The sequence below is a fragment of the Paenibacillus sp. FSL R10-2788 genome, assembly GCF_038003885.1.
Lineage (GTDB): Bacteria > Bacillota > Bacilli > Paenibacillales > Paenibacillaceae > Paenibacillus_AQ > Paenibacillus_AQ odorifer.
The window spans coordinates 3,023,766-3,037,098 of sequence record NZ_JBBOQA010000001.1; the positions used below are offsets into that span (position 1 = coordinate 3,023,766).

A 13,333-nucleotide genomic window follows, 5' to 3' on the forward strand; every position below is an offset into this window, starting at 1 on the left:
TCCTTTTTTGGAGCGTTGTTTGGCTGCTTTTACACCGCCGAGTCATATTCAGTCTGCTTAAGCTTAAGGACCCGGATGACGTTATTAGCATGTATTTAACCATTTGAGCATGGTTTCGGACCCCAGTGACACTATTCCATATGAAGAGCATGATATTGAGTGATTTTGGTGCCAATTGCGGCTATGGAGTCCGTTAACATTCCAAATGTGAGCTAATGCTGCGTATAAGGTCAGCTGAGTCCTATAGCGGATACGAATCTAGTAAAAACACAATGTTAGTAGGGGATAAGCACAGTCATTTTATGATGCCTCGCATTTAATAAATGGAGAGGATGTGATGAGATGACAGAAGGCGAGTTTATAGCGAAGATTGCAAATTTTGCTGTAAAGGACATGCAGCTCACTAAGGTTCCCGCTTCGTTAACCATTGCTCAAGCGGCTCTGGAGTCAGGCTGGGGCAGCAGTGGATTGACTGTGAAAGCGAATAATTTGTTTGGGATCAAAGGAAGTGGACCTGCTGGCAGCATTACTGTACAAACTACTGAATATATTAACGGTAAAGCTGTTAAAGTTAATGCCCCTTTTCGAGCCTACAACAACTGGGGAGAATCTATCGCGGATCACTCCGAATTGATTGTGAATGGAGTCTCATGGAATCGCAACCTTTACAGCAAGGTTCTCGGTGCGAGTGGCAAGGCGGCCGCACAAGAGATTGCCGCAGCTGGCTACGCTACTGATCCGAACTATGCAGCTAAGCTGATTCAAATTATGAATACCTATAATCTGTATCAATATGACGACAAATCCATGGGAGGAGATGATGAGATGTCCGCAGAGGATAAGCAAAAGCTTGTTAGTCTAGAATCGGAAGTAAAGGAACTGCGTGCCCTTATTGCAGTTCTTACAGCTAGCAGGGATACGCTGAAAACAGGTGTGCAAGAACAGGGGCAGTCGATCACTAAGCTTAGAGATCGGGTGGCATTAATTGAAAATCGAGCAGTCATGAATGTCCCTGCATGGGCTGAGGCGGCTGTGAAAACAGCGACTGCGGCAGGACTTCTCGATACTCCATCGGGTGGCAGTTACGATTTCTATCGCATATTAACGGTTCTGAACCGTGCAGGTTTACTTGTAACAGAAAGTAAAAAATGAAATAAGGAGGATTAAAAAACATGTATAACGATGCTCTCAACAGTGTGCTTGCCTTTGCTTCAGTCCTAGCTGTTTTTGTAATGGCACTAGTACAACTTGTGAAGAATAGCATTGAACTTCCGCGGAACATTGTGCCAGTTGTGGGGTTGGGTATTGGCTTGCTGGTTGGAGCAGTTGCCTATCCGTTCACTGATATGAATCTGATTCTGCGACTCTGGGCGGGGGGGCTTGCGGGACTATCAGCGACCGGGTTGTTTGAACTGGCGTTTAATAAAAGGGATGGGACGAAAAAAGATGATAAATAGATTTTGCCTATGAGTTTTATAAAACAATCGTTTTACACTGGTAATGTGGCTATGCATTCTATCGAGAACACTAATATATTATGGTATGCCAATATATAAAGGGGGTGCAACGATGGGAACTTACCTTGATGCAAGAACATCTCAAAATGCCAGCCTCGCCAACTCTATATCTATTCCTATTACGGTACTTAACACGCCGCAGCTCTTTGGACAGATTGGGTTGTTAACGGCTGGAGTGACTACCAATCCACGCGTTCTTCTTAAAGGAACGATATCTGTAACGCTTCCGTTAGCTTTAGTAGGTATCACAATTACGATTGTAAGAGGAACCTTGGCTACTGATCCAAAAGTGTATTCTGCTACTTCTACTTTTTCTCTTAGTCTTCTGGCTCCGCAAGTAATAACCTTTTCAGCAGCGGATTTCTTACCAGCCATTACACCTCAGCTCACTTATACAGCATTTGTATCTTCTAATCTTCTCGGTACAGTACGTGTGGGTCCGGAAAGCTTTGATGGTATTTTAGTTTCTGATTAGATGTTGAGCTCATAACCTCGCTGGTAGCCCAGTGGAGGTCTTTTTTTTTAACCGTACGCCCAATCTTCTAGGGGGATAAATACATATTATATATTGTATTCTAAATACGGAGGAGGTCTTCTCATGGGTGCTGAATATGGTCAGGTTGGTGGCGCTTTTACTTCTACAGGCGCAATCTTAGTATTGTTCATCTTATTAGTAATTATTACAAGTGCATGTATGTTCTAAATTTCTAAAATAGCAGGGCTCCATGTTGGCATTTTGCCGACTTGGGGCTTTTTTTTGTAAATGTTGTGTCCATTAAAGCTATATAAATTAATGAATTAAAAGAATACTAATCACGTAGTGAATAACATGAGTTTACAATACTGTGATTTTGAATATTCAAATATACATGGTATCTTAGTCTGATAACATAGATTAATACTGTTAAATTTTATTTAGGAGAGAGCTAGTTTGAAGAAAAAAATGATGATCGGAATTTCTTCTGTTATTGTACTTTTAATCATTGTTGTGACTGTGGGAAGTTTTTATTTCTATCATGTTGCTATTGCACGTGCTTCAAAGGATTTCTTAAATGAAAGCCCTGACCTGCAGTCCAGTCCAGAGGTAGAACAATCTAAAGATACCTCGAAGGCAGACCAAGAGTGGTGGGATACCCAGAGCTTTGATAGATGGGAGATAGATTCTGATGACGGAATACAGCTTAAAGCGTACTATTTAGCTGCCCCTGAACATTCCGATAAGACAGTTATTGTTGCTCATGGGTATGCTGGAAATGCAACTCAAATGAGTGGATATGCCAGAATGTATTATGAGAGACTTGGATATAATATTTTGCTGCCGGATGCCAGAGGACATGGTGAAAGTGGCGGTGACTATATCGGATTTGGATGGCCTGAACGTAAGGATTACCTGAAGTGGATTCAGAGTGCCCTAAAAGCAAATGGTGAGGATACACAGATCATCCTGCACGGTGTTTCCATGGGGGGAGCTACCGTTATGATGACAAGCGGAGAGGATTTACCAGCTAATGTTAAAGCAATTGTGGAAGATTGCGGTTATACCTCAGTGAAGGACGAGCTTACCTTTCAATTAAAAAGAATGTACCATCTCCCCGCCTTTCCAATTGTAGATACGACCAGTATGCTAACAAAGATTCGGGCAGGTTATTCCTTTGGTGAAGCCTCAGCCTTAGAACAGGTGAAGAAATCTAAAACGCCAACCCTGTTTATTCATGGCGATAATGATACTTTTGTTCCTACGGAAATGGTTCATACGGTATATGAGAATAGTCCGGTCGAGAAGGAGCTTTACATCGTTCCTAATGCGGGTCACGGAGAAGCTTTCCGCATGGATCCGGTTAAGTATGAGAGCGTAGTTTCTGAGTTTATCGGAAGATTTGTGAAATAGTTGCTGCTGAAAAGGCTGCCGAAAGGGTAGTCTTTTTGTGTTTATAAAACCGTTAAACATAAATTCGGGGCCCTATCTCTAGGGCCCCTTTCATGGGAGAGGAGAAACCGGACGAAGAGCTTATGGGGAAACGTAAGCCTGCTCCGCGGTTGTCTACGACATTTGTGGTGTCGATAATTACATGATGTCCCTGGAAGTCCAATCTTATACATTAAGATGACTTATTTCTCTGAATAAGCTGTTTCGCCTTCTTATTTCATATCTAGACAAATTTTTTATTTCATCGCGCAAATGTGTTACGATAGGCGTGGACTTATGCCCTTTTGGGCATAACAAACAGAGATATAGAGCGGGTGAATAACAGTGAGAGTGGTATCGGGAAGTGCAAAAGGAAGGCCACTGAAGAGTGTTCCGGGAAGTGGGACAAGGCCTACGACCGATAAGGTGAAGGAAGCTGTATTTAGCATGGTAGGCCCATATTTCGAAGGTGGAGCGGTGCTGGATTTGTTCGCCGGTACTGGCGGTTTGGGGATCGAAGCCTTAAGCAGAGGGATGGAAAGCGGTGTATTTGTTGATATGGATCCTAAAAGTATCGACACGATCCGCGCCAATCTGAAGGCTACCAAGCTGGAAGAACAAGCGCAGGTGTACCGTAATGAAGCTGGAAGGGCGCTAGGTGCGCTGGAGAAGCGGGGAAAAGTTTTTGATTTGGTCTTTTTGGACCCTCCCTATCGCTTGAAGCACGGGGATGAGCTTATGCTTATGATGGTCGAAAAAGGAATGCTGCAAGAGGACGCGATTATTGTTCTGGAGCATGAATCAAGTTATGCCTATCCTGAAGATATTCCAGGATTTTATAGGCTGCGTCAGGCCGTATACGGAGAAACGACAATTTCTATTTACCAGTATGAAGCTAATCCTACAGAGGAAAGTGAAGCTGGTGAGGAGGTAGAGAATGAGTCAGCAAATTAGAAAAGAACGTGTTGCCATTTATCCAGGTACCTTTGATCCCGTGACTATGGGACATATGGATATTATTCGGCGCGCATCCAAGCAATTCGACCGTTTGATTGTAACGGTGCTTAATAATTTGAGTAAAAACCCGCTGTTTACTGTAGATGAACGGACAGAGCTATTAAGACAGGCAACCGCTGATATTCCCAATGTGGAAATTGACAGCTTCCGTGATCTGTTAGTGAATTATGTTCGTCAAAAAGATGCTCAGGTCATAGTTCGGGGTATCCGTACCGTTACTGACTTTGAATATGAGCTGCAAAACGCATCGATCAACCATAGCCTGGATCCCGATGCGGAAACGATTTTTATGATGACTAATCCGAAATATTCCTACTTAAGTTCCAGTGTTGTTAAAGAGATCGCCCATTTCGGCGGGAATGTGACTGATTTTGTGACGCCTGAGGTTGAACAAGCGATGAAGCGTAAATTTAACCGAGTCGATGGCGAATAGTACTTACCAGATAAGTTCCAGCAGATAATCCCAACAGTATGATGAGCAGAAGTGCTTGCAGACTTAGCAGCTGTGGAAAAGAGCTCCATATGTCCGTAACATTCATGGTGCCGGTTGGAGTCGGGCGTGAGTCTGCAAGTGCTGGTAAAGCAGCTTTACGGATAGCCAGCAATGGTTTCCAGAGCAATAAAGTTAACAGAAAAGCATAAAGTCCATGCATCAGACGAACCGTAGCGTAGGGTAGAAATCTGACTCTGGCTTGTTTGAGCATGGTCAGCACCTGTAGTTGTGCACATAGTCCGCTCCAGCCCAGTGCAGCAGACAGCAAAGCTATCCCGAGCATACTAGAGGGACCTGTTCCAATGCTTTCCAGCCCTTTGCTGATTGCGTCGGCGCCTAAATGAATTTCCAGTAGGCTTGCTGGCAGAGCAGCTGGCAATGCGGGAAGTACAGTAGTGATGATATTGATGACTACAGCGAACATAATCATGTAACCGCCCACGACCATCAGACTTTGCACGGCATTAGCTACGGACTCACCGAGAAGCTTGCCGAAGCTGCGACCGTCTTTTGCTCTGGCATCTGTTGCTGCAAGCTGAACACGACTATATAAAGAAGGACGTTTGGTGTCCGCAGAAATCTTATCAACTGGTTTCGTGTTCGCTGACCGTCCCTTTAACAGAGCATCGGTATAGCTGGCTAGAAGTCCAGAGATCCAATGGATGGCCAGCAGGAAATAACCTGCTGAATTACTGTGTAGAAAAGCTATGCCAATTACTATAAGCATGGTTACTGGGCTGGCGAAGTGTGTAAGTGCTGCAAGTCGAGCGGCTTCCTTGTCAGAGATGCTGTTCTGCTTGTGTAGCTGCATGACCCCTCCAGCTCCACCGGGGAATCCGGCTGTGATTCCGAGTGCCAAGGTCCAGCCGCTGGCACCGGGCAGACGAAAGACCTTTTTCATCAATGGCTCCAGAAGCACTCCAAAACCATGCACGAAACCCGAAGCGGTAAGCATCTCTGACAGCATCAGGAAGGGGAGCAGGGCAGGGAATACGAGTGTCCACCAAAGCTTCAATCCTTGGAGTGAAGCCTCAAAGGAGCTCTCCGGTGAGATAATAATTGCAATGGCTATCAGGATTGCCATAATCCCGGGTATAAATGGTGTGGAGCGTGTAGCTAGTCGGCGTATTTGAATATTTTTCATTTCTCAGATCACCTCTTCATAACTTAAGGCATGGACGATGTGTTATCAATTTATGCAGAGTAGACAACCATCATGCCAAACCACTAGTCGAAGCGGTAATGAAGTTCAATCATTCATATCCTAAATGTGCCGCGGGAAAGAAGGGAAGAGCAGTGAAGCAACTGAAGCATCGGCCGGGTTTCCGCGCCACAGCTTATCTGTTTACGTTTGTAGTTATCGTGTATGTATTTGTCTTTATGAACACCCCGTACATCGTATATCAGCCAGGCAGTGCATCTGAAGTTGCCCCTATGATTAAGGTGGAGAATGCCGATCCGGCTGAAGAAGGAACGTTTATGATGACTACGGTGTCTGCTAGTTATGCTAATGTGGCCTTATTGGTCGCCTCTGCTTTTAATTCCAATTCAGAGGTTGTGCGAAAAGAAACCCGGCTAGGGGATAAGTCAGAAGACGAATATGCTGCGGAGCAGGTTTTTTACATGAATAGCTCACAGTCTTATTCTGTTCAGGCCGCTTATCATGCAGCGGGAATTCCATATGAGGATGTAGTGGATTATCTCTACGTCTTTTCGGTTCCTGTAGAAAGTAATAAGGGACAATTTCTGCCGGGTGATAAAATCATTAGCGTAGAAGGACAAAAAGTGCCCGATCCTGAAGCACTGTCTAAACTGCTCTCCACTAAAAAAATCGGAGATCAAGTCGCTGTTGTTTTGCAAAGAAATGGCAAGGAAGTTAAAGAACAAGTGACGCTGGTTGAAATAAAGGATAAAGAGGGCGCGGCCGTTCGACCTGGTTTTGGAGTCACTATTGCCGCCGTTCAAAAAGTAAAACCAAAAGAAGCAGGGAAAGCTGTCAGTTTTGTAGATACAAATGTTGGCGGACCTTCGGCAGGGCTAATGTTCACTATGGAAATTTACAATCGCCTTACTTCTGGTGATTTAACTAAAGGCCATAGGGTTGCAGGGACGGGTACGATTAACGCTGAGGGTGTGGTAGGTGCTATCGGTGGAGTGAAACACAAGATCGTGGCTGCGGACCGAGAAGGGGCGGAGATTTTTTTCGTGCCTGTTAAGAATTATGACGAAGCCAAAGCAAAAGCTGATAAAATCGGCACATCTATGAAGCTGGTGCCTGTATCTACGCTGGATGAGGCGCTGAAGTATATGGAGGAACTGCCGGTCAAACCATGACCGGAGGTTCCAAATAATCGCGGTACATATCAATTCTGCGGGGTTCCTTAAAAGCTCCCGCGAAAGCGGAAGCGGCTTGAAGATCTCGCTCAAGCTGCGGATGGGAACAAAGGGACGGGCGCATGACGATGGGCAACGTAGCTTTTTGTTTCATCTCTTTAAGCAGTGCTCGTCCGCTTTCTCTAAAACCAAGAATGCGAATATATCCGGGCCCCTCTGCTAGTATGGAAGGGGTCATTTCTTTTTTAGAATGATTTAACAGAACATGTAGCAGCAGCCGTTGGAGCCGTGTATGCGTGTAGCGCTTACTCTTAAGGGTGTGAAGCAGGCCTGAAACAGAGAATTGCTCCAACTCAGGTAAAAGCCGCAGTATCCGGTTTTCCAAGCCTTCATTCATATCGTGGATTGCTTGTAACTCGGCAGCGGTATGGGTAGACAGCAGATGGCGGAGAGGGATATTGAAGCTCTCTAAGCTCAGAGGACCCCTTCCGGCTGCATGCTCTCTTTCCAAAATGGACACGCTATAATCCGGCATATAAGCAGCAGGAGAGCCACCTTCTTGCAGCAGCTTGCGGATGGCCGTCGCACTTGCAATAGAAGAGTCGGCTTGTAATGGATCATGGAAGCCTGCTGCCGTGCGCGGAACGGTTAGTGGCATTATCTTGCTGTGCAGCCGCTGCAAGGCGATAAGATAATGCAGGCCAAGGCTGTTATTCGGCTGGCGTAGCAGCTCGCCTGCATCTCCGGGACTCTCCGTTTCCGGGAGAGTCCCTTCAAAGGCCACCGCCGCCGCTGCGCTGTAGGCGGCGGGAAAGCTTGCTCCGAGCGCCATGCGGCGGCGGATCTCGCTCTGAAGCTCGCTACTTTCCTCAGCCAGATATCTGGCCAGCGGGAGCAGCGAGCCCAAAGTGCCGGCTTCGGAGCCGAAGCACAAGCTGTCCACGACCCCGGTCGCTTCCAGCAGTGCAACTGCTCCGAACGCGAACCACTCGGCTGGCTGGACGGCATAGGCCACCGGCAGCTCAATGACGAGGTCGGCGCCCATATGCAGCGCCATCTCTGTCCGGGCCTGCTTGCTAACCGCCGCCGGCTCGCCGCGCTGGGTAAAGGGACCACTCATGACGACGATGGTGCGCTCTGCGCCGGAGAGTCTTTTGGCTTCTGTGAAGTGATGCACGTGTCCGTTATGTAAAGGATTGTATTCTGCGATGATTCCAACCGTTGTCACTGTGGCTTCCCTCCGATAAGTAAGGTATATTTATTGAGTTTAGTAGGGTAGATTTCTAGAGATACTGTTAGCACAAGCTGATCTTTTGATTTACACTAATAGTTATATCATAATTCACCGCATTTTCTGAAACAATATAAAGGGAAAATGGTTGACAAAGGTATAGAATACTAGGTATAATAAATTTTGTTTGTTTGGGAGTGATAAGTATGCAGATTCACTTTCGCAAATTAGCGAATGCCGACGAACCGTTACATATTCACGATGTTGTGGATGTCAGCGAGGTAGTCAAAGGGCGCAAGGATATTCTAACTGTTGCTCCGCTCTCAGTAGACCTTAAAGCGCTGCCCGCGGGAACCGATTGTGTGAACGTGGTGGGGAAACTGAGTGGAGATGTGGACATGTTATGTTCACGTTGTCTCACGGAGGTCAAAAGTGATTTGAACATTCCTTTTGCTGAGACTTTCAAGTGGCTTAAGCAGCCAGTTCTTCCAGATGATGACGAAGATGAGGATCTCATTTACGTCAAGGATGAGGTTGTGGATCTTATCCCGTATGTGGAAGAAAATTTCGTACTGCACTTACCGGATTCGGTATTGTGCAAGGCAGACTGTCTTGGTCTTTGTCAGAAATGCGGACAGAACTTGAACGAAGGCACCTGCAGTTGCGACAACACAGTGATCGATCCTCGACTCGCTGGGTTGAAAGACTTTTTCAAATGAAACATTACAACAAAACACATCCTGCTCTGAGGAGCAGGCTGACAGAAATATCACGAGGAGGTGGAACACATGGCAGTACCACAACGTAGAACGTCTAAAACACGCCGTGACAAACGTCGCACCCACTTTAAGTTGGTTGTGCCGGGCATGGTGAAATGTGAACAATGCGGAGAGTTGAAACTAGCTCACCACGTATGCAAAGTTTGCGGAACTTACAAAGCAAGAGAAATCATCAAACAATAGTTTCAAAAATAAGTAGTACTTCACTTCGGTGAGGTACTATTTTTTTGTCCAAATCTAATAAAGATAGGGTTTGCACCTATACTTTATGTTCCGCTCAGAAGTCAATGCTTTATTTTTGGTGCGGCATGCTTTATACTACATATTAGTACCTGGTTCTAAATAATATTTATGATTGTTTGACCTAATATAACAGCGGCCATTCAAGAGGCCGGATGCTTTCTTTAAAATATAAGGAAGTATAAGTTATGCACCTATACTTTATGTCTTATATTTCTCGCTTAAACGCTTACCGTCCTTATTAGGACGCCGAAGGCGTTTACGCTTGGCATGTGCCAGGAGGTGAGCCGCTATCGAGCGGATGTCCAAGAAAGAACGTCAGCAACAGCTGCTACATATAATTGCAGGCAATCCTTTTGTGACTGATCGGGAGTTGACTCGTCAGCTGAAGGTGAGCATTCAGACGATTCGGTTAGACCGGATGGAGCTGGGAATACCAGAACTGCGTGAAAGAATGAAACAAATGGCAGAGCATTCCTATGATCAGGTGCGCTCTTTGCCTGCGGATGAAGTGATCGGAGATATTGTGGATTTACAGCTCGATAAGAGCGGGATTTCGATCTTTGAAATTCGTGAGGATCATGTCTTTTCCAGAAATGGGATCGCCCGTGGCCACTACGTGTTTGCTCAAGCCAACTCGCTTGCGGTTGCTGTGATTAACGATGAAATTGCCTTGACTGCTTCAGCCGACATACGCTTTGTTCGTATGGTTCTGCTTGGTGAGAAGTGCATTGCTAAAGCTCAAGTGCGGTCACTTGCAGGCAGAGGTGGCAAAGCAGAGGTGGACGTATTCACCTATGTCGGAGAAGAATTGGTATTTCAAGGCCACTTTATAGTGTATCGTTCCGCTAATGAAGAGTATAGTGAAGGGGGTAACCGTAGTGCTGATCGCCATTGATGCCATGGGCGGGGACAACGCTCCTGAATGTAATGTCGAGGGGGCGTTGTCCGCGGCCGCGGAATGGAAAGATACGCAGATTGTGCTCGTAGGTGACGAAGCCAGACTAGAGCCGCTGCTGAAGGACAAGCCGTCCAACCTGAGTGTGCGGCATGCAGGAGATGTTATTGGTTCTGATGAAGAGCCGGTTAAGGCGGTTCGCCGCAAAAAAGATTCATCCATGGTTGTAGCTGGACGTATGGTGCGTGAGGGCGAAGCAGATGCTATGATTTCGTCAGGTAACACAGGGGCGCTTATGACTACAGGGTTACTCGTAGTGGGCCGTATGCAGGGGATTGAACGTCCTGCGCTGGCACCTATGATTCCGACGCTGGATGATGTTGGCGTGCTTGCGCTTGACCTTGGTGCTAACATGGATGCGAAACCTGAACATCTGGTGCAATATGCGCTGATGGGCAGCATTTATCGGAATAAAGTGCACGGTATTGCTAAGCCGCGGGTTGGACTTCTAAATGTAGGAACGGAGCCTGGGAAAGGCAACGAGCTGACCAAAGAAGCCTATCCACTGCTGGAGAACTTGCCAGGCATTCATTTTATCGGTAATGTTGAGGCACGCGACGTACTGACAGGAAACTGCGATGTGCTTGTCTGCGATGGATTTGCTGGTAATATCCTATTGAAGTCGCTTGAGGGTACAGCAGGTGCATTGTTCTCTTTGCTGAAGGAGCAATTCAGTCGTTCTCTGAAAACTAAGCTTGGAGCGGCTATGCTGATGCCGGAGCTTAGAGCCCTGAAGGGCAAGATGGATTACAAAGAGCATGGTGGTGCACCGCTGCTTGGTCTTAGCGGATTGGTAGTTAAGGGGCACGGATCTTCAGACGGAAATGCGGTTAAAAATGCGGTAAGACAAGCGCGGATTGCTCTGCAAGCCGATCTTGTGCCAAGTATATCCAAGGAAATTAGCGGGAAGTGAGTGACGAAATGAAACAGTTGCGGCCGGTTGGGATTATCGGTACGGGTAAATATGTACCTGAGAAAATTTTAACAAACAGTGATCTAGAAAAAATAGTGGAGACTAACGATGAATGGATCGTCAGTCGGACAGGGATCCGTGAAAGACATATCGCTGCACCACATGAGGCAACTTCTGATTTAGCCTATGAAGCTGCACTTAAAGCTTTGGATTCTGCAGGCATGAAAGCCGAAGATCTGGATCTTATTATTATTGCAACGGTAACCCCTGATAGCTCCTTTCCTTCCACAGCCTGCATTTTGCAGGATAAACTTGGAGCAAAAGGTGCTGCGGCATTTGACTTGTCAGCAGCCTGCTCTGGTTTTGTATACAGCCTAGCTACTGCGGTTGGCTTTATTCAGAACGGAATGTACAATAATGCACTCATAATTGGTGCGGACACTTTATCCCGCATCACTGATTATACGGATCGTAACACCTGTGTACTGTTTGGCGATGGTGCAGGAGCAGTAATCATCGGTGAGGTTCCAGAGGGACGCGGTTTCCAATCCTTCGATCTGGGTGCTGAAGGTTCTGGAGGAAACTTGCTTAAGCTGGAAGCTGGGGGCTCGCGCTTGCCTGCATCTCAGCAGACGGTTGAAGACAAGAAACATTTTATCTATATGAATGGCCGTGAAGTGTTTAAGTTTGCCGTTCGTGTTATGGGCTCAGCTACAGAACGTGTGCTTACTAAAGCCGGATTAGGTAAAGAAGATATTGATTTGTTCGTACCGCACCAAGCGAATATTCGTATCATTCAATCCGCTATGCAGCGGCTTGACCTGCCACCGGAGAAATGTGTAATCAATGTTGATAAATATGCTAATACATCAGCAGCTTCTATTCCTTTAGCTCTAGTTGAAGCAGCGGAAGAAGGACGCATGAAGGAAGGCGACACGGTTCTGATGGTTGGATTCGGCGGTGGCTTGACTTGGGGCGCGTCCGTATTGATCTGGTAATAGAGGAAGGAGTTCTTACTTATGAGTAAAATCGCATTTGTCTTTCCCGGTCAGGGTGCACAGGCAGTTGGAATGGGTAGAGATGTATATGAAGCTCTTCCGCACAGCCGCGCGGTATTCGAAAAAGGTGATGAGGTGCTCGGATTTCCACTGAGCCAGCTGATTTTTGAAGGACCTGACAGTGATTTGAAACAGACCGTAAATACGCAACCAGCTCTGCTAACAGCAAGTGTGGCTTATCTGGAAGCATTACGTGATCAAGGGATGAAGCCGGATTATGTAGCTGGTCATAGCCTAGGAGAATACAGCGCACTGGTTGCGGCAGGCGTATTGTCCTATGAAGATGCTGTAAGATTTGTGCGTTTACGCGGTCGTTTTATGGAGGAAGCTGTTCCAGGTGGACAGGGAGCTATGGCTGCAGTGCTTGGTGCGGAGCGGGATGCTCTGGCAGAATTATGCCGGAGCGTATCCGAGGAGAGCGGCGTGGTAGAACTGGCGAATGTGAACTGCCCGGGACAGATTGTTGTTTCTGGTTCACAAGCCGGGGTTAACGGTGTTGTGCAGCGTGTTAAGGAAGCAGGCGGAAAGCGGGCTATTCCGCTGGAAGTAAGTGGACCTTTTCACTCTTCGATGATGAAGGCTGCGGCAGACCGCTTGGCAGACGAGCTGAAGAGTGTTACTTTTAATGCTCCGGCTGTACCTGTTATTGTCAATGTTACCGCAGCACCTGTAACGGATCCTGAAGAAATCCGTGAACTGCTTGTCCGCCAGGTGTACTCCCCTGTGCTCTGGCAAGACAGTATTGAATGGCTGATTGCTGATGGTGTGGATACTTTTGTGGAAATTGGTTCTGGCAGTGTTCTGGCAGGTCTGATCCGCAAAATAGACAAAACGGTCAAAGTAATCAACATTAACACGCTAGAAAGTGTGCAAGCTGTCTTGTAAGA

The 13,333-nt window shown here is 46.5% G+C and carries 16 protein-coding genes; 14 read left to right on the forward strand and 2 right to left on the reverse strand.

Translation table 11 applies throughout. The annotated features are described in order from the left end of the window. Positions 1-342: 342 nt before the first annotated feature. The 7 genes from NSQ50_RS13355 to coaD all read left to right on the forward strand — a co-directional run bounded on the left by NSQ50_RS13355 (position 343) and on the right by coaD (position 4,873). Entirely contained in the window at positions 343-1,152 is an 810-nt protein-coding gene (locus tag NSQ50_RS13355; RefSeq protein WP_036686466.1) for a glycoside hydrolase family 73 protein, read from the forward strand. Positions 1,153-1,172: 20 nt separating this feature from the next. Further along, the gene (locus NSQ50_RS13360) at positions 1,173-1,457 is read left to right on the forward strand and encodes a holin (protein ID WP_036686468.1); all 285 of its coding nucleotides are present in this window, start codon (positions 1,173-1,175) and stop codon (positions 1,455-1,457) included. Positions 1,458-1,569: 112 nt separating this feature from the next. Then, complete coding sequence (locus tag NSQ50_RS13365) at positions 1,570-1,992, forward strand: hypothetical protein (RefSeq protein WP_036686469.1); 423 nt, start codon at positions 1,570-1,572, stop codon at positions 1,990-1,992. A 123-nt stretch (positions 1,993-2,115) separates the two neighbouring features. Continuing rightward, on the forward strand, positions 2,116-2,220 hold the full coding sequence (locus NSQ50_RS13370) for a sporulation protein YjcZ (protein WP_080742482.1): 105 nt from the start codon (positions 2,116-2,118) through the stop codon (positions 2,218-2,220). A gap of 228 nt (positions 2,221-2,448) precedes the next feature. Beyond that, a complete protein-coding gene (locus NSQ50_RS13375) occupies positions 2,449-3,405 on the forward strand; it encodes an alpha/beta hydrolase (protein WP_036686471.1) in 957 nt (318 codons plus the stop codon). Positions 3,406-3,768: 363 nt separating this feature from the next. Then, positions 3,769-4,377 (forward strand): 16S rRNA (guanine(966)-N(2))-methyltransferase RsmD, encoded by a 609-nt coding sequence (gene rsmD / locus NSQ50_RS13380; protein ID WP_036686473.1) that lies wholly within the window; start codon positions 3,769-3,771, stop codon positions 4,375-4,377. Continuing rightward, the gene (gene coaD, locus NSQ50_RS13385; RefSeq protein ID WP_036686476.1) at positions 4,361-4,873 is read left to right on the forward strand and encodes a pantetheine-phosphate adenylyltransferase; all 513 of its coding nucleotides are present in this window, start codon (positions 4,361-4,363) and stop codon (positions 4,871-4,873) included. Before rsmD ends, coaD begins: the two co-directional genes overlap by 17 nt. Here coaD and NSQ50_RS13390 read toward each other — a convergent pair. Beyond that, complete coding sequence (locus NSQ50_RS13390) at positions 4,851-6,077, reverse strand: nucleoside recognition domain-containing protein (protein ID WP_051491461.1); 1,227 nt, start codon at positions 6,075-6,077, stop codon at positions 4,851-4,853. The genes coaD and NSQ50_RS13390 overlap by 23 nt on opposite strands. Positions 6,078-6,229: 152 nt before the next feature. Here NSQ50_RS13390 and NSQ50_RS13395 point away from each other — a divergent pair, with 152 nt between their 5' ends. After that, complete coding sequence (locus NSQ50_RS13395) at positions 6,230-7,267, forward strand: SepM family pheromone-processing serine protease (protein WP_036686478.1); 1,038 nt, start codon at positions 6,230-6,232, stop codon at positions 7,265-7,267. Here the strand turns inward: NSQ50_RS13395 and NSQ50_RS13400 are convergent. After that, on the reverse strand, positions 7,257-8,495 hold the full coding sequence (locus NSQ50_RS13400) for a nucleotidyltransferase (protein ID WP_036686480.1): 1,239 nt from the start codon (positions 8,493-8,495) through the stop codon (positions 7,257-7,259). The two genes, NSQ50_RS13395 and NSQ50_RS13400, sit on opposite strands and share 11 nt — an antisense overlap. A gap of 209 nt (positions 8,496-8,704) precedes the next feature. Here NSQ50_RS13400 and NSQ50_RS13405 point away from each other — a divergent pair, with 209 nt between their 5' ends. The 6 genes from NSQ50_RS13405 to fabD all read left to right on the forward strand — a co-directional run bounded on the left by NSQ50_RS13405 (position 8,705) and on the right by fabD (position 13,331). After that, positions 8,705-9,217 (forward strand): YceD family protein, encoded by a 513-nt coding sequence (locus NSQ50_RS13405; RefSeq protein WP_036686482.1) that lies wholly within the window; start codon positions 8,705-8,707, stop codon positions 9,215-9,217. Positions 9,218-9,286: 69 nt separating this feature from the next. Then, entirely contained in the window at positions 9,287-9,460 is a 174-nt protein-coding gene (gene rpmF, locus NSQ50_RS13410; RefSeq protein WP_019911234.1) for a 50S ribosomal protein L32, read from the forward strand. Positions 9,461-9,818: 358 nt separating this feature from the next. After that, positions 9,819-10,415, forward strand: a complete 597-nt coding sequence (gene fapR / locus NSQ50_RS13415) for a transcription factor FapR (RefSeq protein WP_036686484.1) — start codon at positions 9,819-9,821, stop codon at positions 10,413-10,415. Then, positions 10,399-11,388, forward strand: a complete 990-nt coding sequence (plsX, locus tag NSQ50_RS13420; protein ID WP_038570599.1) for a phosphate acyltransferase PlsX — start codon at positions 10,399-10,401, stop codon at positions 11,386-11,388. Before fapR ends, plsX begins: the two co-directional genes overlap by 17 nt. 8 nt (positions 11,389-11,396) lie before the next feature. Further along, positions 11,397-12,386, forward strand: coding sequence for a beta-ketoacyl-ACP synthase III (locus NSQ50_RS13425; RefSeq protein WP_139329841.1), 990 nt, complete (start codon positions 11,397-11,399; stop codon positions 12,384-12,386). A gap of 21 nt (positions 12,387-12,407) precedes the next feature. Further along, entirely contained in the window at positions 12,408-13,331 is a 924-nt protein-coding gene (gene fabD, locus NSQ50_RS13430) for an ACP S-malonyltransferase (RefSeq protein WP_076224162.1), read from the forward strand. Positions 13,332-13,333: the final 2 nt, after the last annotated feature.